The sequence below is a fragment of the Fimbriimonadaceae bacterium genome, assembly GCA_019638775.1.
Classification (GTDB): domain Bacteria; phylum Armatimonadota; class Fimbriimonadia; order Fimbriimonadales; family Fimbriimonadaceae; genus JAHBTD01.
This window is the reverse complement of record JAHBTD010000002.1, coordinates 682,507-705,871: the sequence shown is the minus strand read 5'-3', so window position 1 is coordinate 705,871 and position 23,365 is coordinate 682,507. Positions and strand designations below refer to the sequence as shown.

Annotated in this window: 27 protein-coding genes; 15 read left to right on the top strand and 12 right to left on the bottom strand. The window is 53.9% G+C overall.

Going from position 1 to position 23,365, the window contains the following annotated elements:
• Positions 1–42 precede the first annotated feature (42 nt).
• Together KF784_09515 and KF784_09510 are read right to left on the bottom strand one after the other, a co-directional pair.
• On the bottom strand, positions 43–678 hold the full coding sequence (locus KF784_09515) for a prepilin-type N-terminal cleavage/methylation domain-containing protein (protein MBX3119292.1): 636 nt from the start codon (positions 676–678) through the stop codon (positions 43–45).
• 54 nt (positions 679–732) lie between these two features.
• Positions 733–1,815, bottom strand: coding sequence for a DUF2961 domain-containing protein (locus KF784_09510; GenBank protein ID MBX3119291.1), 1,083 nt, complete (start codon positions 1,813–1,815; stop codon positions 733–735).
• A gap of 200 nt (positions 1,816–2,015) precedes the next feature.
• Here KF784_09510 and KF784_09505 point away from each other — a divergent pair, with 200 nt between their 5' ends.
• Genes KF784_09505 through murB form a run of 4 tightly spaced genes read left to right on the top strand, consistent with a single transcriptional unit; the run spans position 2,016 to position 6,395 of the window.
• Positions 2,016–3,752 carry a GAF domain-containing protein gene (locus tag KF784_09505; GenBank protein MBX3119290.1) on the top strand — a complete coding sequence of 579 codons (1,737 nt, stop codon included), beginning with the start codon at positions 2,016–2,018 and terminating at the stop codon, positions 3,750–3,752.
• The gene (locus tag KF784_09500; GenBank protein MBX3119289.1) at positions 3,749–4,828 is read left to right on the top strand and encodes a hypothetical protein; all 1,080 of its coding nucleotides are present in this window, start codon (positions 3,749–3,751) and stop codon (positions 4,826–4,828) included. The genes KF784_09505 and KF784_09500 overlap by 4 nt, the downstream gene beginning before the upstream one ends.
• Positions 4,825–5,418 (top strand): tRNA (adenosine(37)-N6)-threonylcarbamoyltransferase complex dimerization subunit type 1 TsaB, encoded by a 594-nt coding sequence (gene tsaB, locus KF784_09495; GenBank protein ID MBX3119288.1) that lies wholly within the window; start codon positions 4,825–4,827, stop codon positions 5,416–5,418. The genes KF784_09500 and tsaB overlap by 4 nt, the downstream gene beginning before the upstream one ends.
• The gene (gene murB / locus KF784_09490) at positions 5,415–6,395 is read left to right on the top strand and encodes a UDP-N-acetylmuramate dehydrogenase (GenBank protein MBX3119287.1); all 981 of its coding nucleotides are present in this window, start codon (positions 5,415–5,417) and stop codon (positions 6,393–6,395) included. Before tsaB ends, murB begins: the two co-directional genes overlap by 4 nt.
• On the opposite strand, the gene KF784_09485 is transcribed toward murB, so the two are convergent.
• Positions 6,341–6,670: a hypothetical protein gene (locus KF784_09485; protein ID MBX3119286.1), complete on the bottom strand. Its 330-nt coding sequence runs from the start codon at positions 6,668–6,670 to the stop codon at positions 6,341–6,343. The two genes, murB and KF784_09485, sit on opposite strands and share 55 nt — an antisense overlap.
• A gap of 67 nt (positions 6,671–6,737) precedes the next feature.
• On the opposite strand from KF784_09485, the gene KF784_09480 reads away from it, so the two are divergent.
• The 3 genes from KF784_09480 to KF784_09470 all read left to right on the top strand — a co-directional run bounded on the left by KF784_09480 (position 6,738) and on the right by KF784_09470 (position 9,074).
• Positions 6,738–7,712, top strand: coding sequence for a hypothetical protein (locus KF784_09480; protein MBX3119285.1), 975 nt, complete (start codon positions 6,738–6,740; stop codon positions 7,710–7,712).
• A 98-nt stretch (positions 7,713–7,810) separates the two neighbouring features.
• Complete coding sequence (locus KF784_09475; protein ID MBX3119284.1) at positions 7,811–8,413, top strand: phosphatase PAP2 family protein; 603 nt, start codon at positions 7,811–7,813, stop codon at positions 8,411–8,413.
• Positions 8,364–9,074, top strand: a complete 711-nt coding sequence (locus KF784_09470; protein ID MBX3119283.1) for a M50 family metallopeptidase — start codon at positions 8,364–8,366, stop codon at positions 9,072–9,074. The genes KF784_09475 and KF784_09470 overlap by 50 nt, the downstream gene beginning before the upstream one ends.
• On the opposite strand, the gene KF784_09465 is transcribed toward KF784_09470, so the two are convergent.
• From KF784_09465 to KF784_09455, 3 genes are all read right to left on the bottom strand, one after another.
• A complete protein-coding gene (locus KF784_09465; GenBank protein MBX3119282.1) occupies positions 8,986–9,636 on the bottom strand; it encodes a GerMN domain-containing protein in 651 nt (216 codons plus the stop codon). The two genes, KF784_09470 and KF784_09465, sit on opposite strands and share 89 nt — an antisense overlap.
• On the bottom strand, positions 9,620–11,329 hold the full coding sequence (locus KF784_09460; GenBank protein ID MBX3119281.1) for an N-acetylmuramoyl-L-alanine amidase: 1,710 nt from the start codon (positions 11,327–11,329) through the stop codon (positions 9,620–9,622). The genes KF784_09465 and KF784_09460 overlap by 17 nt, the downstream gene beginning before the upstream one ends.
• A 77-nt stretch (positions 11,330–11,406) precedes the next feature.
• Positions 11,407–12,084: a DUF2807 domain-containing protein gene (locus tag KF784_09455; protein MBX3119280.1), complete on the bottom strand. Its 678-nt coding sequence runs from the start codon at positions 12,082–12,084 to the stop codon at positions 11,407–11,409.
• Between the two features lie 96 nt (positions 12,085–12,180).
• On the opposite strand from KF784_09455, the gene KF784_09450 reads away from it, so the two are divergent.
• The 5 genes from KF784_09450 (at position 12,181) to KF784_09430 (ending at position 15,769) form a co-directional block, all read left to right on the top strand.
• Positions 12,181–13,290 carry a glycosyltransferase gene (locus KF784_09450; GenBank protein MBX3119279.1) on the top strand — a complete coding sequence of 370 codons (1,110 nt, stop codon included), beginning with the start codon at positions 12,181–12,183 and terminating at the stop codon, positions 13,288–13,290.
• A 158-nt stretch (positions 13,291–13,448) separates the two neighbouring features.
• Positions 13,449–14,036 (top strand): hypothetical protein, encoded by a 588-nt coding sequence (locus KF784_09445; protein ID MBX3119278.1) that lies wholly within the window; start codon positions 13,449–13,451, stop codon positions 14,034–14,036.
• A 153-nt stretch (positions 14,037–14,189) separates the two neighbouring features.
• Complete coding sequence (gene msrB / locus KF784_09440; GenBank protein MBX3119277.1) at positions 14,190–14,738, top strand: peptide-methionine (R)-S-oxide reductase MsrB; 549 nt, start codon at positions 14,190–14,192, stop codon at positions 14,736–14,738.
• Between the two features lie 61 nt (positions 14,739–14,799).
• Positions 14,800–15,222 (top strand): peptide-methionine (R)-S-oxide reductase MsrB, encoded by a 423-nt coding sequence (gene msrB / locus KF784_09435; GenBank protein MBX3119276.1) that lies wholly within the window; start codon positions 14,800–14,802, stop codon positions 15,220–15,222.
• An 85-nt stretch (positions 15,223–15,307) separates the two neighbouring features.
• On the top strand, positions 15,308–15,769 hold the full coding sequence (locus KF784_09430) for a hypothetical protein (protein MBX3119275.1): 462 nt from the start codon (positions 15,308–15,310) through the stop codon (positions 15,767–15,769).
• Between the two features lie 90 nt (positions 15,770–15,859).
• Here the strand turns inward: KF784_09430 and KF784_09425 are convergent, their stop codons facing one another.
• Entirely contained in the window at positions 15,860–16,492 is a 633-nt protein-coding gene (locus tag KF784_09425) for a uracil-DNA glycosylase (protein ID MBX3119274.1), read from the bottom strand.
• A 114-nt stretch (positions 16,493–16,606) separates the two neighbouring features.
• Between KF784_09425 and KF784_09420 the strand changes: the two genes are divergently transcribed.
• Positions 16,607–16,924 (top strand): zinc ribbon domain-containing protein, encoded by a 318-nt coding sequence (locus tag KF784_09420; GenBank protein ID MBX3119273.1) that lies wholly within the window; start codon positions 16,607–16,609, stop codon positions 16,922–16,924.
• 16 nt (positions 16,925–16,940) lie between these two features.
• Here KF784_09420 and KF784_09415 read toward each other — a convergent pair whose 3' ends face one another.
• The 3 genes from KF784_09415 to KF784_09405 are packed head-to-tail and all read right to left on the bottom strand — an operon-like array spanning position 16,941 to position 19,202.
• The gene (locus tag KF784_09415) at positions 16,941–17,657 is read right to left on the bottom strand and encodes a hypothetical protein (protein MBX3119272.1); all 717 of its coding nucleotides are present in this window, start codon (positions 17,655–17,657) and stop codon (positions 16,941–16,943) included.
• Positions 17,658–17,660: 3 nt separating this feature from the next.
• Entirely contained in the window at positions 17,661–18,389 is a 729-nt protein-coding gene (locus KF784_09410; GenBank protein MBX3119271.1) for a hypothetical protein, read from the bottom strand.
• 36 nt (positions 18,390–18,425) lie between these two features.
• Positions 18,426–19,202 (bottom strand): FKBP-type peptidyl-prolyl cis-trans isomerase, encoded by a 777-nt coding sequence (locus tag KF784_09405; GenBank protein MBX3119270.1) that lies wholly within the window; start codon positions 19,200–19,202, stop codon positions 18,426–18,428.
• 67 nt (positions 19,203–19,269) lie between these two features.
• Here KF784_09405 and smpB point away from each other — a divergent pair, with 67 nt between their 5' ends.
• Positions 19,270–19,755, top strand: coding sequence for an SsrA-binding protein SmpB (smpB, locus tag KF784_09400; GenBank protein MBX3119269.1), 486 nt, complete (start codon positions 19,270–19,272; stop codon positions 19,753–19,755).
• 66 nt (positions 19,756–19,821) lie between these two features.
• Entirely contained in the window at positions 19,822–20,415 is a 594-nt protein-coding gene (locus KF784_09395; GenBank protein ID MBX3119268.1) for a PilZ domain-containing protein, read from the top strand.
• Here the strand turns inward: KF784_09395 and KF784_09390 are convergent, their stop codons facing one another.
• On the bottom strand, positions 20,416–22,035 hold the full coding sequence (locus tag KF784_09390; GenBank protein MBX3119267.1) for a GAF domain-containing protein: 1,620 nt from the start codon (positions 22,033–22,035) through the stop codon (positions 20,416–20,418).
• Position 22,036: 1 nt separating this feature from the next.
• Positions 22,037–23,263 (bottom strand): insulinase family protein, encoded by a 1,227-nt coding sequence (locus KF784_09385; protein MBX3119266.1) that lies wholly within the window; start codon positions 23,261–23,263, stop codon positions 22,037–22,039.
• Between the last annotated feature and the right edge of the window lie 102 nt (positions 23,264–23,365).

The following is a 23,365-nucleotide window of genomic DNA, read 5'->3' as shown; positions in this document are numbered from 1 at the left end:
CTGTTTCCTTTCTATGAGATTGCTTATTGGCGGATGGAGGTCCTACATCTTCGGAATGAGAGGGCAGTGCGAGTGCTTCACATGCCAATCCAGGAAGAGCTGGCTGCAGCCTTCTCCGTGAACCGTGTACTTCTCATTCTTGCCTTTGCCCGAATTGAACAGTTCGCGCGTTTGGTCGCTGATGTGGGTGGCTCCGGCAGGGTCGCGGACCGCATCCAAGGGGGCTGAGGGATAGCTCGCTGAACCCAGCCAGCCTGTATAGCTGCTCCGGACAATCCGTCCATCGTAAACGGTGTCCGGCGCGACGAGCGGCTGGCCCTTGTAAGGGTCGGACGGGCAGAAGGCCATTGCATCCTTGAAGCCGTGGGGCTTGAGCTGGGCGATCCAGCGTGTCGTCACCCACGGCAGAAAATAGGGGTCGCCGGGTTTTGGATCGAGCCCGGGCATATAGGTGGGGAGCAGGCTGTCGTAGTCGGCGGTGTAGAGCTGTGTTGCCGTTCCGATCTGCGACAGGTTGGTGATGCATGCCGAAACCTTGCCGCGCTCCTTCGCGCTGATCGTGACCGGGATGATAATCGCCGCAATCACAGCAAGGATCGCGATCACGATCAGAACTTCGACCAGGGTAACTCCCCGAACTCGGCTGCGTTGGGCCACAAAACAACGACGTATCGGCAAGCGCCGTTTGTTGCATAGCACAGCGAATGAGTGGTCTGAGCAAACGGTAAAGAGCTACTCTCCCCCGTCAAACTCCGGCTCGATCGGCCTTGCCTCTCTCTCCTGTGCAGATAGCAGAGCCGGGAACGGCTTGTGCGGTTCAAGCTGATACCAGAACGCCGCCGAGCTGTAGTCGTTGTACAGCTTGTTCGCATGGCCCGACTCGATGGTCACCCGGATCGACTTGTAGAACCGGATCGGGTCTTCGATGTGGAAGCGGTACATGCCGTTGCGGCCTTTCCACGGCCAGTTGCTGTTGCCGCTATAGAGGGTCAGACCGTGGTAGGGCGCGCAGTATTCGGTCTGGGGGCAGAACGCCATGTTGAAATAGTCTTCAGTGCCGGTGCCGTGCAATCGGGGAGGCCAAGGCTCGCCGTCGACGAAGATCATGTCGTCGCCTTCGCCGTACCAGTCGTTGCCTTGCCGTTTGAACACGTCGATGCTCAGGACGCAGCCGACATAGATGCCGCTCCCTTCGGCGTCCAGGATCACGTAATTGTCGTCGCCGGTGATGTTCGGCTTTCGGCTCCACACATCCCAGATGTTCTCGTTGTTCAGCTTCTCCTTCAGCCAGCCTTCGGTCTTGTGGACGCGCCGCCACTGGCAGTGAAACCGCGCAACGTCCTCGGCCTGGGGCTGATCGTACTCCTCGTAATCGACATAGAAATAGAGGTTGCACTGCTCGGGGGCCTCGTTTTGAATTGTGATCTTCGCAGTATTGAACGGCATGGCCCACCAACAGTTCATGCCGCGACCGTCCTGCGGGCTCATCTGGATGGGGAGGCTGATAAAGTTCTTGTGAACGCCGAACCCAGACCCAAAGAAGTCGCCCAGCGGACACTCTACGCTGGGGGTTTCCTCCCCGTCCCAATACATGCGGATCACGATGTGCCGCAGAAAGTGCGGCCCGCCTCCGCCCACGGTCATCCATATGTGCTTGATGCATCCGGGGATGTCGGAGGCCATGATGGTCTTCTCCTCTCCGGGCTGAAAGGTCCACCAGTCGCTGTTGTTTCCGGCGGGGTCGAAGCTGGAGGCGCGGTTGCTGCGAAAGTCGCGGAGGCGGGGAAGTCCGTTGAGGGTGGTGTGACCGAGCATTGCTGAATTATGGGGACGTCGGCAGGTTGTTGGCAAGTGGTGAGCAGGTGGACTGCAAGTTGTGGGAAGCCCGCAAGTACTCGAATGAATCACCACAGCTACCTGCCAACTACTATCCAACCACTTGCCAACAACCTGCCGACATCCCCCATTTCCCCGTAAGGCCCTGCACAACCTCCATCTCCAATCATAATCACGATATGCCCCGAGCTGATGAGCTTGCCGCCTTAACTCAACTGGTCTCACGCCAGGCCGATTCCGGTAAGGCGCTTGAGCAGCTCACTCAAAAGGCGCTTGAGATGACGGGAAGCAGGAACGTGCTGATCGCCTGCATGAACGACGAGCTTGGCGTACTAGAGATGCGTTATGGGGCTGGAGCCGATTGGACGGCGCAAAGGCTCGGCAAGTTTTTCCACATTGACGTCAAGGAGAGCGCGGGCATCGTCGCTCATGTTGCTGCAACTGCGGAGTCTTTTGTCACTGGCGATGTCAGCGAAGAGCCGATCTATCAGGACATGTTCAGTACGACCAAAAGTGAGATCGCGGTACCGATCCTCGACACGATCGGTCGCGTTCGTGGTGTGCTCAATGCTGAGTCGGACAATCTCGACGCATACTCCGAAGACCACCTCATCGCCTGCCAAATCATCGCTGATCTCATCTCTCTTGTCTTTGAAAGAGAAGAGCATCTCATGCGCGAAGAGGCGCTCATCGCGGTTGGAAGTGCGATGGATCAGGCTCAAAACGAGAAGGAACTGCTTTCTCAGGTGATCGAAGTTGCGCAAAACGTGCTTAGGTTTCAGGCCTTTTCGATCTTTCTTTACGATGCAGAGACCGATAAATTTGTGCTGCGCGCGAGCTTGGATCAGCTTAAAGATAAAATCGGCAGTCTCACCTACAAACGCGGAGAGGGCTGTACGGGTTGGGTATGCGAACATGGTGAGCCATTGCGGCTCGACCAACCCCAAAAGGACCCTCGTTGGCGGGGGGCAAACCTTGAATTTCCGAGTGAGCAGGTCGCGAGCTTCATCGCCGTTCCCATCTCCATCAGATCACACTGTATTGGGGCGGTCCGTGTTATCCGAAGAAAATCGGACAACGAGTATCTAGACAACCGTTTCACTGAAGGCGAGCAACAGGTGATCCAGGCTGTCGCCGACCAGATCGCCATAGGGATTGAGAACATTCGGACGCTTGAAAAAACCCTTCATTCCGAAAGGATGATCGCGTGGGGCGAGATGAGCGCGAAAAGTTCGCACATGATCGGGAACCGAGTTTTTGCTCTTAAAGGCGACGTGAACGAGCTCAAACACTTGCTAGGGGAAGAGGTCTTGGCACGAAAATCTCTCCAAGACTTGCAGGCAAGTTTATCGACTAACGTGACCCGCGTCGATGAGATCCTGCAGGACTTCCGAGACTTTCTCACAGCTACAAAGATTGCCAAGGTCTCTACAGACATCCCTCAACTTGTGCGCGAAACAGCAACTGAAGTTTTTCCTCGACGAAGTCGGATTGAGCTTGTGCTGGATATTGATGAGACTCTGCCCGAGATTGAGACGGATTCCAAGCGCATTCGGAGGGCTCTATCTGAACTCATCGAGAACTCCATTAGCTTTATGGACGAAGGGAGTCTGCGCATCTCGGCAAACGCAGCCACCAAGCGCGATGTCATCGACGCGAACCTTAGTCCACTGAAGCCATTTATCAAAATTGAAGTTCGCGACACTGGTCCTGGAGTGACCGATGACAAGAAAGCCAAGATCTTCGAGCCGTTCTTCAGCTCACGCGTTCGGGGCATGGGTCTTGGTTTATCTATCGTCAAAGGCATCCTTGAGGCTCACGGTGGTACCGTAGTAGAGACAGGCCAAGAGGGTGAAGGGGCCAATTTCATGATGCTCCTGCCCGTCGGTGAGCGTCAGAACGGAGAGGAAAAATGAAAGCTCTTTTGCTTGCGGTTCTCTTATTCAATGCACAGGGGCAAGAAACCCCGCCAAAGCAGGAAGAAACGACGACGCCTTTTCGGAGCGCGGCGATCGGCCTTACCTTCAGCTACCCGAAGGAGTGGAAGGTCACCGAGAAGAAGACCAAGACGAACGCTTGGTCAGAACTTGAGGTTCCTACCAAGTCTGGACCGGCGCGAATTGAAGTCTTCGGCCTATACTTCCGCGCCGACAAGGAGATCTTCCAGATCTCGCAGAGTCATGCTGTCAAGCAGACTGAGTCTGAATTGGTCAGGCAGTGGGAAGAGGAGATTCTTGGAGCTCCATTGTTGCTTACGCAGTCGAAGAAGAAGTCAGAAACGGTTTTGGTTGGGCTGGTTTACAGCTTCACCTTTAATAAACTGCTCTTTAGAATCACGGCTCCAGAAGATTCCTTTGACGACGTTCTCTACCATTGGCGACAAGCCCTTCAGTCTCTGCGCACGTTTGACGGGCAGATTCTCAGGCCCGACGATCCCACGAAACTCCTTCCTGGCGAAACGCCATTCTTGGGGCCTCACACAGTCCGCATTGGCGGTGTTCCGAACACTTACGTTCTCGATACCGCCAGCCAGCCTCCACCACTCGTGCAGATCGCTGCCAAAGCCAGTGGCAAGCCCTTGATCTTGGCGGCTCCGGATGGCTGGGATGGCAAGCCTAACGAGATTGGAGATGTCGTCGAGTTGACGCACCCCAAAGTACCGGGCAAGGTTACCGTTCACCTGGCGTCTACATTGAACGCGGAGTCTCCAGCACGGGCCTTGTTTAGCCAGAGCCTAGACACATTGAACCGCTTTACAGTTGTGGATAGGAGAACGGAGACGAATCCTTCGAAGAACAAGTCGGGCGCGATGTACAGCTACATTTGGCGGTTTGGCAAAAACGATAAGGGGCCGCTCGTTTCACTTGATGCGGCAGGCTCAGTCGATTCGTACTATTGGTTAGTGGCATATCACAACGAAACCCTCGAAAAGGAGGCCCGGGAGCAGCTGCAGATACTGATTGACCGGCTGTTCCTTATCGTTGGCTCGTGATCCTTTCCATCAGCACTTCGAGTCCCTACGTGAGCGTGGCCTACCTTGACAAAGGTGGCCAAGTCTTAGCAGCCGTCGGTGCGGAGGCAAAGCGTCAAGCCAGCGCTGCCATCCTGCGACTTTTGGAGGAGGTTGAGCGAGAGTTTGGATTGAGTGCAAAGACCGCCGATGCCTTCATCGCCGATATAGGACCGGGAAGTTTTACAGGCGTCAAAGTTGGCGTGACCATGGCAAAGACGTTTGGCTATGCCTTTGGCAAGAAGGTGGGCGGTGTCTCGAGCTTTGACCTTGTCTCCGCCTCTCAAACCGTCGTGATTCCAAATGTCGCAGGCAAGTTCTTCGTGCGAGAGCCCGGGAAAGCAGGTGCCCTGCAACAAGGATTACCGAAAGGGAGTTTTGTTGGCTACGGAGTTGGGGTGCTGGAGCCTTGGCATCCAGATGCTGCCCATGCGGGTGAGGTTCTTAAGAGCGTTGAGTGGGTTGCACCAGAGCAGCTTGTTGCTCTCTATATCGCCGAGCCGAGCATTAGCGCTCCCAAGCGGGCGTACGGCTCCTTGGTCGCCGAGGGGCAGTCTGGGGGAACGCATTGATCGAGCTTCCGTACGACATCGCGTTTACAAAGGGTGGTTGCCTCCGACCCTTTACGACCTTGAAAGCTGGCGGCAACGCTGAGTATCTGGCCATTGCACGAACCGCCGACGAACTGTCCTCAGTCGCAGAATCTGTGCAGCAGCGAGGTATCAAGGCGACCTACCTGGGTTCGGGGAGCAACATCTTGCCCTCCGATGCAGGGGTCCCGGGTTGGGTGGTCATCAATGGGGCACGCAAGATCGCAGTGAGGGAAGATGGAGAGGTCCTCGCTGATGCCGGGTGCAGCTTTCAAGAGTTGTTTCTGAAAACCGTACAGGCTGGACTGAAAGGATTGGAGTTTGCTGTCGGGATTCCCGGCACTCTCGGGGGAGCTTTGGTGAGCAATGCGGGCGCTTATCGCAGCAACGTCTCGGAGTTCTTAACTGATATCGAAGTTGTTTTTGAGGGGAAACGACAGTGGGTTGAACCCGGATTCATGCAGTTCTCTTACCGCGACTCAATCCTGCGTCAGCCGAACCCTCCTGCCATTGCCCTTGTCCGAGTGAAGATGAAGCTTCCCGAAGGCGATCGCAAGGCGAGCTATGACGAGGCTCGCGATTATCAACGCCAGCGCATCGGTAAGCAGCCGCCATCCGCTAGTGCAGGGAGCTTTTTTAAGAATGTCAATGATCCCAAGCTTGCCGCATCACTCGACAACCTGCCGGAAGGATTGAGGAAAGCAGGGGTTGTGCCGGCTGGGTACTTAATGGAGAAGGTGGGCTTGAAGGGTCAGCGGGTAGGCGGAGCGATGCTGAGTGCGCGCCACGCCAACTTTATGCTGAATGTTCGGGGAGCTACATCGACCGATATCCGCAGCCTTGCTTTTCATGCCAAGTCCCGGGTTGAGGACAGTTACGGGGTGACTTTGGAAGAGGAAGTTCTCTATCTTGGAGATTGGAGTGCGTTTACGCCACTTCCGCTTGGTTCGGGTACCTGAAATCCGCCTCGAACGTAGATGTTGAGCGTCATCCAATACGCTGCCGTAATGAGCAGACTGTAGATGAGCAAGTTCATGAGAAAGGTGACAAGCTTGAGGCCGTGCCTGCGGGCGAACCTTTCCTGTCGCTTGTATGCCTCGATTGCTTTGGCATCGCCACGGTTTCGCAAACGATTAGCCCAACCCACGCGGCGTTTGCGAATCGGCGACCAGCGTAGGAACTTCAGCATTCCGTACCAAACCCACCGAGCCAAAAACCGCGCTAACGACGACATTCAGTCTAATTGTGCTGCACCAGCGGCTACTCTGACTTGGCAGGCGCCATCCGGGTAAACACTCTCTGTGGCGCACATTCATCTCTCCGACGGCTTTAACCCCGAGTTTCAGGGTGCCTTGCCGACCGATCCATTCGTGCAAATGGCAGTGGAGCTATGTTCATACGCCACTGTCTCACACGGTGGGGAAGCACCAGACGAAACAACTATCTTGGTTGCGGGGAGGCTGCAAGAGGGCGAGAAGAGCCTTCCGAATCTCCACACCGTTGTCGTCCCATTTGCGGGCATCCCGGCGGCGCTTGCGACAGCATTGAGCGAACGCCCCGAGATCAAAGTTGTGAACCTGCACTTCAACGCTTCGGCGACGGCGGAAATGGCGATGGCATTGCTACTCGGGGCTGCTCGTGGCGTCCCACAGGCCGACGCAGCTTTGCGCAAGGGCTACTGGAGAGGGCGACAGGACTCCGTAACTGGAGTATTGCTGGCAGGGAAGACGGCAACCGTTCTCGGTTACGGGGAGGTCGGGCGACGGGTCGGGGTGGCTTGCAAGGCGCTTGGGATGGATGTTATCGGTGTTCGGCGAACTTTCGATGCGGCTGAGCCTGAGGTGTTAGGGGTTGACCGATTGCACGATGCCCTTTCGCAATCCCATGCGCTGATCGTAACTGCGCCGGGCACACCCGAAACAGAAGGGCTGATCGGGACGCGTGAGATTGGTCTGTTGAAAAAGCCGAGGTTGATCGTCAACGTAGGCCGGGGAGCAGTGATCCACGAAGAGGCCTTGTATGATGCTTGCCGAGATGGGGAAGTTGCTGGTGCGGGGCTCGACGTTTGGTATCAGTACCCAAAGGGGGATAATGACGGCCCGAACTTTCCTTCAATGTATCCCTTTCATGAACTGGACAACGTCACGATGAGCCCGCATCGCGCCGGGACGGGCGATGATACGGAGCGATTGCGCACGGCTGATCTCCTGCGGGTTCTGCGGCAGATTCTTTCTGGGGAACCCGTGCGGTATGTGGATTTAGGGAATCGGTACTAATACAGATGTGCTGGTGCTGCTGATTCCAGTCTTTAGTTCGTTCGTCGATCCACACTGGCATCGACGATGTGTTGCCCTCCCGCAAGCCATAATCATTCGTGCGCGGGCTAGACATCACAATATTCCGTTGGATCAACGGCTGGCCAGACTCCTTCAACCCCTTCTTCCACTTCCTTAGCGAAGGGAACAAGATGCTCGGAGTGCGCATTTTCCTGCTTGCCGTCATCATCACGATGCTCATCGTCAACAAGACGACCCGCAAGGCCGCTCTCCTCGCCCTTTTGGGAGTGCTGCTGGCTAATGCCCTCACTGAGGGTCTCAAGTACGGTTTCCAGGCGCTCAGACCGTGTGTGGAGCTTGCCGACGTGAACATTCGAGTGAACAAGCTCACGAGCTTCGGGACGGCCTCTAGCCACGCAGGGAACATGATGGCGGTCGGTTTCGTGTTCACATACCTGCTTGGTTGGCGTTGGAGTCCTTGGATATTGCTGGCGATTCTGACCGGTCTGAGCCGCATCTACATTGGCGTACATTATCCGTCTCAAGTCCTGCTTGGCTGGGTTTGCGGGGCTTTTTGTGGTCTCATGCTCGTCAAGATGAGTGAAGCCTACGGTCGTTTGCGCCGTAAGAGTGTTACGGAAGACAACGCCGATGCCCCAGAACAAAGCCCAGAGAGCCCTCCTGATCGCGAGCCTGCTTAGCGCGGCGGGGCTTGTATTGCCCTATGCCAACTGGCTCCTTTTGCCCGTTCAATATTTGAACACCCACATCCACGAGTTTTGCCACGCCTTTGCGGCAATTGCTACCGGTGGGAGGGTCGAAGATATCCATGTTTATGCGGCTGGAAACGGTGAGACGCTCCTTGGTGGTGGTTGGGCAGTCGTGATCGGCTCGGCGGGCTATGTTGGCGCTACCATCTTTGGTGGGCTGATGGTTGCCGTTAGCCGCACAGAAAAAGGGGCGAGGGTCATGCTTCAATTCCTCGGGGTGCTTTTGGCCATCTCGATGGCGCTGTGGGTCCGGGGCGATTGGATGGGTGTGGGTTCGGGCGCGTTCTGGGTTTTGACGGCGATTATCGTTGCCGCGAAAGCGAAAGATATGGCCTTGATCGTCACGGCGCAATTCATCGGCATCCAGCAATGTCTTTCTGCCCTGCAGTCGCTTTGGGTGTTGCTAAGAATTAACGCCTATCCGGGCATCGAAAACGATGCGGCGATACTTGAGAAATCGACTAGGATTCCCGCTATGGCGTGGGCGATACTTTGGTCGGTGATCAGCCTTGGGGTTCTATGGGCGTCGTTCCGTCAGGGCTGGTCGGGTTCTTCCAAAGCCCCGGGCGAATCACCTTTTGCGGACCAATAAGTTCGATGTGTCCCAATGCGTCTACTTGGTGCCCGTCGGAGAAGAACTCCACCTCATCGATGGAACCGAACTGACCCATCACCGCACGGATGCCGTTTAGAAGAGTGGCTTCGTCTTGCGACCCCAAAGACTGCTCACCGAAAGCCTTGTTAAAGTAAAGAAGAGCTATTTTCCCGTCTAGCTTGATCTCCTCAATTCGAACCGGACCGTCGGCAACATCGCTTCGCTTGATAAACTCGTTGACCGCGAATATCGCTGAATTCTGTCCATTGGGGACATCAATCTGTGATTCCTCGAAAGTGAGCTTATCTCCATCAAATCTTGCGATGGCCATGGACACGCGAGATTGGGTGAATGGGTTATCTTTTTGGCTGGATACCGACCTGCCGTTGCCGGTCTGCCGGTCGGGAAAGGCCTGATCGGCGAAAGGCTCCCTAATATCAGCGACCCTGTCAGCGGGGGTGAATTTGACATAAGCGCCAAGCCCTGCCGCCAGAGATGCAGTAAGAACCAAAGCGTAAAGTGCAATCGGTTTTGCGCGGTTCTTAGTCTTCCTTCTCATCGCCAAAATACACCTTGATTCCTTTTACGATTGCCTGAGAGACGAGGATTGGATATTCGTCTGTCTTAAGTTTAGCGCGGTCTTTTGCGTGGTTGATAAATCCGAGTTCAAGCAGGACGGATGGCATCTTCGAATAGCGCAACACCGCAAATCCACTGTTGTAGATCCGACTGTCACTCCAAGTGCCAATCGTCGGAATGCCCGTCTTTGCTTTTGCCATCTCACCATTGATGCAGTCGGCGAGTAGCGTTCCAAGCGGTGAACTCATGTGATAGAAAACGATGGAGCCTGAAGTTGAGTTCGCCTTTTTGTTCGAGTTTGTGTGGACGCTAATAAAGAGATCGGCACCATTGCGATTGGCAATTTCGGATCGCTCCTTAAGTTCGATGAATACATCGGTTTTACGGGTGAGAATGACTGTCGCACCTTGGGCGGTGAGCTGTTTTGCCAGTTCTTTACCGACTCTGAGATTGACGTCTTCCTCGTTAATCTCCTTGGCTGGGCTCCGTGCTCCCGAATCGTGTCCACCGTGCCCAGGGTCAACGACGATGACCTTGCCTGCGAGACTGCCGTCGCCAACGGCCGGTCGGGTAAGTCCAATCTGTATCTCGGTTCCAGTGTTGATCAATTCGATGCCCATCGGCTTGGCTAACTTGAGCCGCAGCACCGCGACACCCTCGTTCTGCTCAATCTCAACACCAGCCAGAAGTTGTGATTCAAAAGTGGGAGCATCTTCGGCAGAGTGCCTCGTGCCAGGAAGATAGATCTCAAGCGTGTCGGGGTCTACGCGTTTGAACATCGCCGGCTTCGGAAGAGTAGCGCTAAGCGTGATCGCGAGCTGTACCAGAGTCGGTTTTTCCGAAAGTAACCGAACGGGACCGGCGACGACACTGGGTTGCCCTGGATTGGCGGGCGCTGTTTTCGTAGGATCCAGTATCGTCGGCGGCGCTTGTCCGGTAGTCGGAGGGTTGTTTTGTCCAGTTGTGGGTGGTGGATCTTGTGTGACTGGGATGATCGTGATCGGTGTATTAAGGTTATCACCACCTGAGCCGGGATTCCTCTTCGAGGCGCTCAAATCGATGGCGTAACTCTTTCCCGGGTCAATGTCTAAATTTGGATTGATCGGCTTATCCGAAGTCTCGATCACGAATCGAACCGTGTCGGGCTTGAACTGACCTACTCGTGAATCGTCGGAGATTTTGATCTCAGTCTTGTCTTGAAGCTTTGCACCAATCAAGTCAATGACAAGTCTGTCTGGGCCCTCAAGGTACATCACCTTGGGTTGAATCTTCATTGTCGATTCAATATCGAGCTTGCCATCCACAAACTTTATGCTTTTGATCGGGCTGACAACGTAGAACTGGCCCGTTCCTTCCATCCATCCCGCTTCTCCGCCAAGCTTGTTGACGATCGCGCTAAGGGGGATGACCTTTTTGCCAGATTGCGTGCGATAGGGAACGTTGATCTTTTTGTCGGCGGTTGTGATCTCGGCCTGACGGTCATCTACCTTGACCTTCCAGCCCCACACTTCGACAGCATCAATCGGTACGAAACATTCGGTTCCGATCTGATAGGCTGGGGCGGCAAGCTTCCCGTAGTGCGTAAAAAACACTTGCGCTGGGCGCGGCATTTCTTGCGCGGAAGCTACCGCAATCACCATCCATGGCAACACGGCGAGGAGAAAGCGCTTCATCCTTAGCGTCTCCATTGTAGCCCGAAAAAATACGGATACAAAGGAGACGCAAGGATTTTGCTTCTTTTTTACAATCTCTACTTGGCTCGGACGTCGCCCGATCCCGTGACGTTTTTGGTTACCGATAACTTCTCCTGGCTGGCGTATACGATGTCGCCGCTGCCCGTAATGGACGCCTTTAAGCTTGTTATCGGTCGAGTATGGATTTCTCCAGAGCCTGTCACTCTGGCGCTGGCTTCATCAGCCGTAAGGTCGCCAGCTTGGATACTGCCGCTCCCGGTCACCTCAGCAACTAGGAAGTCGCATTTACCTGAGGCACGCACGGAGCCAGAACCTGTAACGGTAAGCCCGAGAGTCTTTCCTTCAAGGCCGGTCAAAGTCGAATCACCCGATCCGGAAGCAGAAAAATCTTCGAGTGATGGGACAACGATGGTCACCTTGATATCGCCAGTCGAACTAAAGTTGCGCGAGGAATCAATAATGAGTGTCCCATCTTTAACCTCTGTCCTGACTATTTCAAGGATGTTGTCGTCTGCACTCACCGAAACAGACTGAGGCGAACCGATCTTCAACTCAACGTTGAATGGGCCAGCCGATTGGACTTTGGTAAACGCATCCACTTTGCGTGTTTCGGATTTGACATTGCCGGAACCCTTCACCTGTGGCCCGCCAACCATCCTTTCGACCATACATCCGTTGAGGGCGATTACCGAACCACCGAATGCGACAGCAAGAAGTAGCTTTGAAAATTGCATAGGGACACCTCTTTCGACAGTTTAGAGAAGGTCTTTGGATATGCCAAATGGACTGGGGCTTTGTGCCGCTGGGGTCCTACGGGTACGCTGGGCCTTATGCGACCAGGCATCACCGCAGCGATGATCGTGAAGAACGAGGCCCGCTGTTTACGACGTTGTCTGGACTCGATGCGAGAGTGGGCTGCCGACATCATTGTCGTCGATACTGGCTCCACCGATCGGACCCTAGACATTGCCAAAGAATGCGGCGCGCGCACGTTTACGATGGAGTGGCCCGGGCGCTTCGACGTTGCCCGAAACTTCTCTTTCGATCTTGTCGAAACGGAGTGGACCCTGTGGATCGACGCAGACGAGTGGTTTCCGGATGGCGTAGGTGAGGCGATGGAGCAGATGGTTGCGGTCGATTATGCCTCCGCCTATTGCTTGACACGCCATGATTTGATGAAGGATGGACGGTGGGGCGAACAATGGCTGATTCGGATGTGGCGTACGCATCCGGAAATGCGTCTAATTGGGATCATCCACGAGCACTTTACAGACGACCAGTTGGTCGATCTCTATCCTGGAATGCAAGTCGGAACGACAAAGGTGCCCATCTATCACGATGGTTACGCCCCGGAATACACCGACGCGAAGGCTCGACGAAACCTACCGCTGCTTCAACAGGAGCTATCAGAGAGGCCAGAGCAGTTTTATTACGAAGTCGAACTTGCGCTGACGATGCGGCAGCTTGGAAACCCTGAATACCAAGCTGAGTTCGATAAGATGATTGATCGCGTCCTTGCTATGCAGGACTACGATGAAGTACCGGACCGAAAGGTCGCTAGCGTTATCAGTGCGTATTTCCCGCTGGTTGAGGAAAATGAACTCAAATCACCTAGGTTGAGCTCGCTCATCCGTTGCGCTCGGGCATGGTTCCCCAAGTCTCCAACGGTTCTCTTTCTAGTGGCGCAAATGGAGATTCGGAGAAAGAACTTAACGATGGCCTTGCAGGACTTGCTTGAGATTGAGCGAATGAAAGAGACCGATACGTACGAGAAGTTTGCGCTCGTGGAACCACGTGTATTGAGCGAGGGACTGTACACGAACTTGGCTTTGGTTGCTCACCAGCTTGGTAGGAGGGATATCGCCATTCGCAACTATGAGCGGCTCTTAGCCGTCGATCCAAACAACGAAGTAGCTCTGCAAAACATCCGGTTGCTGTGATAAGGAGTTGGGCGCAGACCTGACGTATGCCGCCGGTCAAAGATTTCTCTTTTCCGATACTAATCTGTCATCAAATCTATCTGCATTTTCCGTCCATTCTTTGAACAGCGATGATGATGGAGAACCCGCTTTACGGGTCTTTCAACCGTGAGAGGACGATGCTTATTTTCAAGCAGCGGTCGCTTGAGGTGCATGCCGCCCAGGCCTCGCTGATAGGCGGTTCTGTACTCTTCGCTGGCGGATTAGCTGGCGCGATTCTCGGTATCCCCACCTACATCATCAGCCCCTTTTGGAGTGTGATGTTTGGGTTCCTTTTTGCTTTGGCAGGGGCCTGGGCGTTTGCACTGTTTCGCATCATAAAGTTCGACCTTCGCACGCGTCAATATCACGAGAGATACGGTTCGGGAGGCTGGGTGCGTTGGCGCAAGGGGTCCATCGACGAATTCAAGGCGCTTGAGCTAATGGCTTATCAAGGTCTAGCTCCTCAATTCGGAAATCCGTCTCCACCCGTAGCGACACCGCAAGGCCCCATGGCTCCCCCTGGGACAGTCTTTGTGATCCGTTTGTGGAGTCACGACCCGTACCGGCACCCAATGGTATTGGAGCATGTTGTGGTTGGGCAGAACTACGGCGCTAACGCGGAGCGGGCGGCAAACTTTGTGACGATAGCCCAAATGTACTCGCATAATCTCAAGTTGCCGTTGTACGGGTCACTCGCTCCGCAGCCATGGAATCCGCTTGCTTAGTGGGTTTGGAAGGTAGTTGGCAAGTGGTTGGAAGGTTTTAGATTTTGGATTTTGGATTGGAAATACCGTGTCTTGTTGTTGGCACATGGTCAGCATGTCCCGAGTCGGGAACAATAGGGAAGCCTTCTTCCTTACCTATACAGGAGCACACCCATGAAGAAGATTTTCCTTTTTTGCATTCCTATTTTAGCGATTGGAGGACTACTTGTGGCTTATGGAGCCATGAACCCCCAAGAGAAAAGCGGCTCGCAGAACCAGAAGGAGACCGAGCGGAAGGCGCGTCCGAAGCCAAACAAGGACGGCAAAGTGGTACTCACGAACGACGAATGGAAGAAGATTCTCACACCTGAGGAGTACCACGTCCTTCGCGAGCAGGGAACTGAGCGCGCTTTTGCAGGTAAGTATGATGAGTTTTTCGAGGCTGGCACGTACGTCTGCAACGGTTGCGATTTACCGCTCTTTAGCTCCAAGCATAAGTTCAATTCAGGGTGCGGCTGGCCGGCATTCTATCAACCCATTGATAAGAAGGCGATCGAAGAGAAGCCAGACTCATCGTATGGGATGAGGAGGATTGAGGTGGTTTGCTCGCGCTGTGGCGGGCATCAGGGCCACGTCTTTGAAGATGGTCCCAAACCAACCGGTTTGCGCTACTGCATCAATTCGGTAAGCATCCACTTTGAGCCCGAAAAGAAGGGAAAGTAGACTAATCTCCTCTGCTCAGCATGTGTCGGCGGCTGACAAAAACCCTACGAGAAATCCAGATATGAAAGAGATCACCAACGTTCGTGAAGTGCAAAAGACCGATGAAGAGTGGAGAGCCGAGCTCACACTCGAGCAATATCGGGTTCTACGCGAGAAGGGCACCGAACGCCCCTTTATTGGCGAATACACAAATTCTAAGGAAGAGGGGATGTACGTCTGTGCCGGATGTGGCGAAGACCTCTTCTCGTCGGATACAAAGTTTGACTCGGGCTGTGGGTGGCCCAGCTTCTTTGATACGATTGACCGGGCCAAGATCGACTATGTTGAGGACACCAGTCACGGGATGTACCGGATTGAAGTCGTTTGCAAAAAGTGCGGCGGTCATCTTGGACATCTGTTTGAAGACGGACCCAAGCCAACAGGGCAGCGCTACTGCATCAACTCCGTGAGCCTGAAGTTCAAGAAGCCGGACCCGAATCCATGATCGATTCTCGGCAATAGGTTCGTCCAAAGGACTGCCTAGGTATTTGGCGGCGACCTCATAAATCCCTTTTCGTCACAATCGCGGGATGGTTAGGAATTTTGCAATCTTGGTTGCCCTCATTGCGGCGATCATTAGCGTCGGTTGTGCAACTAAGGGCAGTGAAGGTACCACGACGGAGTCGAAGGATTCTGGAAAAGCTGGCGAGCAAGCGAAGGTTGAAGAACCGAAGGGAGTCGTCGGAAAGTGGATCCTGAAGATGGATACCTCCGCAGTTACCGATGCAAAGGTCAAGAAGCAGATGGACGCCAATATGCCTCCTTCGACACCGGCGCTGGAGTTCCAAGAAGGCGGCAAGGCCATCTCCTTCATGAACACGGCCGAGACAGGTACCTGGACACTTGAAGGCAACAAACTGACCGTCAAGGGTTCTTCCGGCCCGGACATGGTCGGCACCTTAAGCGCCGATGGCAAGAGGATTGATTTAATCTTGCCGCCAGAGGGTGAGGCTCAGCTTATGGGCGCAAAGCCGTATCTGGAAAGAGTCTGAGACTTCTCGACTGGAATCGAATTAGAGCTTGGCTTGATGCCAAGCTTTATCTGTTTGTGGACTTTGATTTTGCGGACGGGAAGCCAAGCGTCAACTCTTGCACGATGCCTTCCAAGCTGCAATTGCTGCATCCAGCATCTCTTCCGTTAGCCTTCCGGTGAACGTATTCTGCTGGCTTGGGTGGTAGCTTCCAACGATCTTTGGCCCACCATCAGCCTGAAAAACTGCTCCATGCGAGAATCGGGGAAGTGGCTTGGTTTCAAAGTGCTTATGCACTGCCTGCCAAGCGATCGAGCCCAAGCAGAGAATCCCCCGCCACTGTTTCATATCCAGCGATTCACGCAGGAAGGGTGCGCAAGCCTGGAATTCATCGGGCGTCGGTTTGTTGTCCGGTGGGGCGCAGTGAACGGCCGCAGTTATTAGGACTCCCTTAAGTTCGAGCCCATCGTTAATGCTGTCGGCTTCGGCCTGACTTGCCAGCCCGGCCTTGTGCAAAGCACGGTAGAGCCAATCTCCACTGCGGTCTCCAGTAAACATGCGTCCAGTCCGGTTTGCGCCGTGGGCAGCTGGAGCAAGGCCGACGATAAGGAGGTCGGCTGCTGGGTCGCCAAAGTTCGGTACTGGCTTGCCCCAATATTTCCAGTTTTGAAACGATGCCCGTTTCTCGCGGGCGACTTTCTCACGCCAGTCCACAAGCCTCGGGCAAGCTCTACAGGCGGTAATCCTTGCATCAAGTGTGACAAGGTCAGAGGTTTTGGACACATCTGATTATGGCGGGACGTCCTTGTTAGTGATAGTGCTATCCGAGATTGGAAATCGGATCTATCAAGAAATGCGATGCCCATCTACGAGTACGAACCCGTTGACCGAGAATGCCTGATGTGCGATGGGCGGATTGAGGTCATCCAAGCGATAGACGAGGAACCCATCGAGTACTGTCCGTTTTGCGGACTAGACGTTCGTAAGGTGATCAGCAAGGCCTCTATCGTAACCGCATCCAAGACCGACCCGGACAAGGCGGCAAAGAAGGGATTTAGCACGTTCAGAAAGCTGGAGAAAGGGAAGTGGGAGAAGATTGCTGGGCCGGAGGGTGAGGCCACTCCCGATGCGCCAAAGGATGGGATTCTGCGATCGGAAGACATTGAAGACGTTTGACAGTGCAGATGATGTGTTAGGAGATACCCAGTGTCTCTTCAAAGCCTGCCATCACGTTCATCGCATGCACAATCTGTGCAGCGCCGCATTTTCCGTTTCGGTCAGCCATGACTTGAATCGTCAGTAAGCTTGTCGGCTCTCCAGGAGTGATTCGAAGGCGATAGAGTGCGTTTGGCGTTCCTTCGACGAGCTTTGCGTCCCAGTCCTCATCTTCGGACCGACTGATATAGAAGCTTCGCCCGTACGCCTCTTCGTACAAGTCGTCGATGAGTTGCCAGTTCTCGACGTTTTGGATGTTGGCGATAGCATTGAGCGCACACACGTTACCAAGCTCGATGGCCTCGAACTGAATCGTCGACTCCTCTGTCCAGCCAAAGTTAGATAGAAAAGCATTGACTTCAGATTCATCACCCGTTTCAGAGAATTGCAATGCCGGGGGCTCAACCAGAATCCCAGCACGGATAAGAGGGCCGAGCGCGATGAGCGCTAGCGTTGCGCACGACGACGGCACCGAGGCTTCATCAGCACAAACCAGAGGGTTATTATCAATCAACTCGACGAGGCCATTCAAATCGACGCTTGGCTTTCCACTCCATACTCTCCGATGCCATCCATCCTTTGAGAATTCGAGAAGAGCTTCACGAGCGAGTTCGATATTGCCGACTCCGGGGTGATTCTTGAGAATCTCGCCGATAGGTGAATCTGCATTGCAATAGACCGTCAGCTCGCCCATAGCTTATGATCCCTTTTTTCGGGACAGGTGCATGACCGTCTCAATCGACGATTTTGAACCAACCGGGGCTCCAGGCGGACGCGCTGTGATGCGCATGTAGTTGCTTTCGTAGGTGCCATCCGCTGTGCGCAGCAGCAGGGTTCCTTGACCGCTTAGCACTGCTGATTGCTGGGTGCCCGTAAGAGTGGTCGCGATCTCCGCGACTGAAACGCCATTGACTGTTTTGATTCCAACAAAGGTGTATTTGGTCTTTGCCGTGAGCGTTCCCAGCTTCATCATATTTCCGACGCTTGCTGTTTCCCACGTAAAGCCTGGTTTGATAGGTTTGTCGGGAAAGGTTAAATCCATAATGTCGGGCGCTGCCCCTTCCGGCGCATCGCTCTTGACGATTCGGTTAACGCTGTCGACCGTCGCGTTGACGACTGCCTTTTCCCCCGTTGTTTGTTTCTTGCCATCCTGGACGACTGTTGCCGGGAAGATGGTGAACACAACACCATACTGCCCTTTGTTCGCGGTTTTGGCGGCAACCTGCATCCCGAATACGACTTTCACTGACTCGCCAGCAGGACCGCCGTATCTGGCTTCAGTTGTCATGTTGTAGCCGATCGTTTGCCCTGGCTTGTACTTTAGCCGAAACAGGTAGCCGGAACCGGATTTAGCGATCTGTCCCGAACTTGTAGCGGCTAAAGCGCCGACGACGGCAAGACTGAGCAAGATGTTTCTTGATTTCATATTGAGCTTAGACGTATCGGGTGGCCGCAAACAGTTTTAGAAGATTTTCTTGAGGGTGACCTCATAGTAAAGAACTTGCGGTGGTGCAAGATACACCTTCTGATTCATACCCGACCACAGTCCATACGGCATGCGCATCTTACGTGTTCCGCCCACCTTCATCCCGACCATGCCAACGCTGATCGATGTGCTGATTCGATCTTCGCCAATGGTGAAGATCATTTCGTCGTCGTAGTCGTTTGAGTTTTCATACTCAAATCCGTTTGCCAAGCGACTCAAGTAGCTAATTTCGACCTTATCGCCTTCCTTCACTTCCCGACCTGTCCCGACCTTGATATCTTCTATCGACATCTCTTTTGATTTGCCAGGCTTGACAACGTCGACGACTGTAACAGTGAAATAGAGGGTCGCATTCGGTTTGACGTCGGGGGGGAAACCCGCCAATCCGTAGCCAAGGTTCGGAGGAATGACAAGCTCACGCACGCCGCCCTTTTTCATGCCAAGGACGCCCTTATCCCACCCTTCGATCAACTCCTTTGAGCCAACAAAGAAGCCGAGTGGAAGCTTGATGAACCCACCCTTGTCGTCTTTGTCTTCGTTGCTATCAAACTGCTTGCCATCCTTGAGTTTGCCCGTATACATGACAAGGATGCCGTCCCCATTCTCGATGGGGTCGCCTTCGCCGACTTTGATGTCGGTAATTTTGAGTTCACCCTCTTCCAACACAAGGGGACCGTTTGCCTTTTCGTCTTTACAGCCGACGAAGAATAGGGAAAGGGCAACGGTCAGCCCGACGTAAATCGTTCGAGACATATCTTTGAATGTACCTCCGAGTGAAGTCCCCTTTCCAAGTCAGGTCGTTTGGTACACTCCTGACCCCATGGGGAAGTCCTCTAAGAACAAAACATCGGAAAGTGGGCCGCGAGTTCTCGAAAATCGCAAAGCCCGATACGATTACGAGTTCTTGGAGACTCTGGAGGCGGGAATTGCACTCGCAGGCTCCGAAGTGAAAAGCGTTTGGAAAGGCAAAGTCAATATGACGGATGCCTATTGCCGGATCAAATCGGGCGAATTGTGGCTGATGAACCTCGATATTGAGCCCTATGAGCACTCTTCTCATTTTCAGCCAGAACGCCGTCGCGACCGTAAGCTGCTCGCTCATCGCAAAGAGATCGACACTCTTGAGCGAAAAACTAACGAAAAGGGCCTATCGCTCATCCCCTCCAAAATCTACTTCAAGAATGGGCGCGTGAAGATTGAGATCGCCCTCGCACGGGGTAAGAAGCAGTACGACAAGCGCCAATCCATCGCCAAGAAGGAGCAAACACGCGAAGAGCAACGGCTGCGTTCGATGAAGCTCGGCTAAATGCTTGTTTGCGCGGCCTAAGAATCTTGCTGCAATTTCCCGAAGATTCCAAAGAGGAATCTTCGCATGAGCAGTCCTAAAGGTGATTTGGAGCGCGTGTCGCTCGTATGGTACGAAGGTGGCGAACCCCAAGTTGCAATCGCACAGGTTCAGTCAAAAACGCCGTTTGCGGTGACGTGCCCCGACGACCGGCTTGCCGAGTTGCAGCCGGGATGCCATCTGTTGGTCATTACGCAGTCGGAGAATATGCTGCGTTTCGATGGTCAACTTTCCTACGTCCGACGATATGGGACGAAGTGGTATTTGGAGTTTGAGTCGGCAGATTGGCATGTGAGCGATCAGCGACGATACCCCCGATTCGAGCGCGAGCTACAGTTTGACCTTCGCGCAGCCGTCGACAACACTGAAGGCGTTGAGTTCATCGAAGCCAAAGGCTTTACCGTCAACATCAGCGTTGGTGGAGCTTTGCTCAAAACGGACGCGACTTATGATGCCGGTCAATTGCTGCGTTGTCACTTCGATCTTGGACAGTTCGGTGCATGCCACGTCCTTGCAATCGTCGCACATCGTGACCCGGCAAAAGGCTATGGACTTGAGTTTGTCGACTTTGTCGGCAGCGGTCGATATAATCTTGCCCAATACTTGAGCAAGGCGGCATAGCTACTCTCCACCGCGAACCTGGAATTTGACTTCGGCGACCGTCCAGCCAAGGACGTTCGCCAATCGCCATTTGCCACCCAGACCACGCACGAGGCTCTCGACGATTTGCAAGCCCAAATTCTTGGCTTTGTTCATATCAAAGTCTTCGGGGATAGGGACGCCGCTGTTTGAGACCCAAAGGCACATCTCCTCGTCACGCTGCTCCACCGTGACATGGATTTCCCCTTCATCAGCATCCTTGAATCCGTGCTCGACGGCGTTTTGAATAAGCTCGTTTAGGATCAGGGCGACCTGAGTTGCCTGTATGGTATTCAGGTGAACTTCATCTCCCCGAACCAAGAAGGTAATACGCTTTTCCGGAATGGAGAAGGACTCACGCTGGTGCTGCATGAGCGTGTTTGCAAGTGTGTACATCCCCACGTGATCGAGGTCCTCTCGACTCAGAAGATCGTGCACTGCTGAGATCGCTAAGATTCGGGTCAGGCTATCGCTGAGCGCCTCTTCAAGCGACTTATACTGTCCGTGCCGCATCTGAAGTCGGAGAAGGGAGGCGACCTGCTGGAGGTTGTTCTTGACCCGGTGATGCATCTCCTGCATCAGCGTGGAGCGCACTTGCAGCTTCGCGTTTTCGATGCTCATGGCTGCATGTTTGGCAATGGTTTCCAGAGCGGCAATCTCGTCGGGAAGAAAGTTTCGCATTTCCGACGTATAGCAACTGATAACGCCCACGGCATTGTCGTGAATGACCAAGGGAAGACAGATCATCGACACCAGACCTTGCTCGACCGCAAGATCGTGCCCAATATAGTCGGGGTCGTTCTGAACGTCAAGCACGATGATTGGGTGGTTCTTCTCGATTGCCTTGCCGGCGATGGATTCGCCGAGGCGGATGGCTCGTTTGCTCTGATAGGCCTTGGCCTGCGACTGCGTTGCCCGAAGTACCAACTCGCCACGATCTTCATCCAACAGCCGGACAGTGCAAACTCGGTAATTGAACTGCTTTGCCGTCATGCTCACGAGCAATTGAAGAATCTCTTCGATATAGGGGCTGTCGGCGATGGTCTTCGTCACTTCGGTGACTGCGCCGATACGGCTCCTGGCAGTTCGCAAATGGTAAAGGTGACGGAAGGTCTTGTGGGCAAGGGTAGCGGCTTCGACAGCTTTGCAAACCTCCCTTTGATTGGCTGATGTAAGGTTCCATTCGCTCCCTGTGCTGAGTACGCAGATCCCGCGAAGATCGGGGCCGGAAAGCATCGGCACAACCCCGCACGCCTCAAAGGGAAGGTTATCGAAACCAGGGACCCTGACATTCTTGGGATGGCTTGCCGCGTCTGCCGGAATGAAGATTGGTTCTCGAGTCGTTGCAGCTTGGCCAACGAGCCCAACATCTGGCCCGAGCCGCGTACGGTAGTTGAACTCTGGGGCGGAAGTGCTGGCTCTCAGCACCAAAGCGCCCTTGTCGGAGATGAAGATATGCACGTCTTCAACCCCACATTCTCGGACGAGTATGTGAGCAATCTCCGCAAGCAAAGCGTCTTCGCTTTGAGCGCTGGAAGTCAGCTCAAGGAGCTTTCTTGCGCATTCATAAGCATCGATATGGATTGCCTTGTCGGTAGCCATCTTATGCAGGACCGATAGCAGTCGTGCTTATCTTTTCGACGCTCAAAATCTTTCTGGCAATCTCTACAAGGTCATCATTTGTGACGGAATCGATCTTTGCCATAGTCTCTTCCAGCGGAATGTCGCGTTGATGAAGCAACTCATTTCGGCTGTTGCGCATCATTCGAGAGGACATGCCTTCTAAGGCGAGAATAATATTGCCTTTGATGTGCCGCTTGCACCTTTCAACCTCGTCAGCGTCGAACCCATTCGTCTTGACGCTCTCGAATTCGGCATGTATAAGTTCCTGAACTTGGGGCCAAGTTTCCTTGCTTGTTCCCCCATAAACGGTGTATGCGCCTCCGGCGGTGTAGTTCAGTGTGTAGCTTCCGATGGAGTAGGCAAGACCTCGTTTTTCACGAATCTCTTGGAAAAGTCGACTGCTCATGCCACCGCCCAGTATTCCGTCGAGTACAGCCATGGTGTAAAGCTGAGGATCGTAAACCGAAGTGGCGTCTGTTCCAATGCAAAAATGAACCTGCTCGACATCCTTTTCGATGTAGTTCATGTTTGCCGATCCGCTTGGACGCGGCATGATTTCGTCCTCAACTCCCGAAGCGACACCGCTGAGCTTCTCCCCGGCAAGGGACTTGAAGGTTTCGGGGTTCACATTGCCAGCAATGCTGAGGATGATGTTCTCGCCCCGGTATCGTCGATCGATATACGCTCGCAGATCATCGGATTTGAATCCACCAACAGATTCGTGAGTACCGATGATGGGCTTTCCAAGGGGATGCTCGCCCCATCTTCCCCCTAAATGCAGTTCATGCACCTGGTCACCGGGCTCATCCTCTGACCGCCGTATCTCTTCCTGCACGACGCCTATCTCCTTAGCAAGCTCGTCAGGATCAAGTTTTGAGTTCAGCATCATGTCCGAAAGCACATCCACCGCGTTCTCGATATCGTCGCTAAGAACGCGTGTGTAGTAACAGGTCATCTCCTTATCGGTAAAGGCGTTGAGCACACCTCCGCGGCCCTCGATGGACTCAGCGATCTCTTTCGAGTTGCGCGTATTGGTTCCCTTGAAGAGCATATGTTCGATCAGGTGAGTAATTCCTGCTTCGTTTTCTCGCTCATGACGGCTGCCGGTTCTACACCACAAACCAATGGCGGCAGACTGGACATGGGAGAAGGGCTCGACAAGAACGCGAACGCCGTTTTCAAGAGTGAATTTTTGGAGAGTGGACATGGGAATCACTATTGTGAATGAAGAAGGAGGAGTGATGACGAGCGAATGCTGGGAGTGATGAGTTTAAAGAAGCTATGATGGCTATCTTAAGCGTCACATGGC

What these genes read in the sequence shown, in the direction of transcription:
- KF784_09510 (MBX3119291.1), bottom strand. Translation starts at nt 1,815, where the DNA reads ATGCTCGGTCACACCACCCTCAACGGACTTCCCCGCCTCCGCGACTTT.
- KF784_09505 (MBX3119290.1), top strand. Translation starts at nt 2,016, where the DNA reads ATGCCCCGAGCTGATGAGCTTGCCGCCTTAACTCAACTGGTCTCACGC.
- KF784_09500 (MBX3119289.1), top strand. Translation starts at nt 3,749, where the DNA reads ATGAAAGCTCTTTTGCTTGCGGTTCTCTTATTCAATGCACAGGGGCAA.
- KF784_09485 (MBX3119286.1), bottom strand. Translation starts at nt 6,670, where the DNA reads ATGTCGTCGTTAGCGCGGTTTTTGGCTCGGTGGGTTTGGTACGGAATG.
- KF784_09470 (MBX3119283.1), top strand. Translation starts at nt 8,364, where the DNA reads ATGCCCCAGAACAAAGCCCAGAGAGCCCTCCTGATCGCGAGCCTGCTT.
- KF784_09465 (MBX3119282.1), bottom strand. Translation starts at nt 9,636, where the DNA reads ATGAGAAGGAAGACTAAGAACCGCGCAAAACCGATTGCACTTTACGCT.
- KF784_09460 (MBX3119281.1), bottom strand. Translation starts at nt 11,329, where the DNA reads ATGAAGCGCTTTCTCCTCGCCGTGTTGCCATGGATGGTGATTGCGGTA.
- KF784_09455 (MBX3119280.1), bottom strand. Translation starts at nt 12,084, where the DNA reads ATGCAATTTTCAAAGCTACTTCTTGCTGTCGCATTCGGTGGTTCGGTA.
- KF784_09450 (MBX3119279.1), top strand. Translation starts at nt 12,181, where the DNA reads ATGCGACCAGGCATCACCGCAGCGATGATCGTGAAGAACGAGGCCCGC.
- KF784_09445 (MBX3119278.1), top strand. Translation starts at nt 13,449, where the DNA reads ATGCTTATTTTCAAGCAGCGGTCGCTTGAGGTGCATGCCGCCCAGGCC.
- msrB (MBX3119277.1), top strand. Translation starts at nt 14,190, where the DNA reads ATGAAGAAGATTTTCCTTTTTTGCATTCCTATTTTAGCGATTGGAGGA.
- msrB (MBX3119276.1), top strand. Translation starts at nt 14,800, where the DNA reads ATGAAAGAGATCACCAACGTTCGTGAAGTGCAAAAGACCGATGAAGAG.
- KF784_09430 (MBX3119275.1), top strand. Translation starts at nt 15,308, where the DNA reads ATGGTTAGGAATTTTGCAATCTTGGTTGCCCTCATTGCGGCGATCATT.
- KF784_09420 (MBX3119273.1), top strand. Translation starts at nt 16,607, where the DNA reads ATGCCCATCTACGAGTACGAACCCGTTGACCGAGAATGCCTGATGTGC.
- KF784_09415 (MBX3119272.1), bottom strand. Translation starts at nt 17,657, where the DNA reads ATGGGCGAGCTGACGGTCTATTGCAATGCAGATTCACCTATCGGCGAG.
- KF784_09410 (MBX3119271.1), bottom strand. Translation starts at nt 18,389, where the DNA reads ATGAAATCAAGAAACATCTTGCTCAGTCTTGCCGTCGTCGGCGCTTTA.
- KF784_09405 (MBX3119270.1), bottom strand. Translation starts at nt 19,202, where the DNA reads ATGTCTCGAACGATTTACGTCGGGCTGACCGTTGCCCTTTCCCTATTC.
- smpB (MBX3119269.1), top strand. Translation starts at nt 19,270, where the DNA reads ATGGGGAAGTCCTCTAAGAACAAAACATCGGAAAGTGGGCCGCGAGTT.
- KF784_09395 (MBX3119268.1), top strand. Translation starts at nt 19,822, where the DNA reads ATGAGCAGTCCTAAAGGTGATTTGGAGCGCGTGTCGCTCGTATGGTAC.
- KF784_09390 (MBX3119267.1), bottom strand. Translation starts at nt 22,035, where the DNA reads ATGGCTACCGACAAGGCAATCCATATCGATGCTTATGAATGCGCAAGA.
- KF784_09385 (MBX3119266.1), bottom strand. Translation starts at nt 23,263, where the DNA reads ATGTCCACTCTCCAAAAATTCACTCTTGAAAACGGCGTTCGCGTTCTT.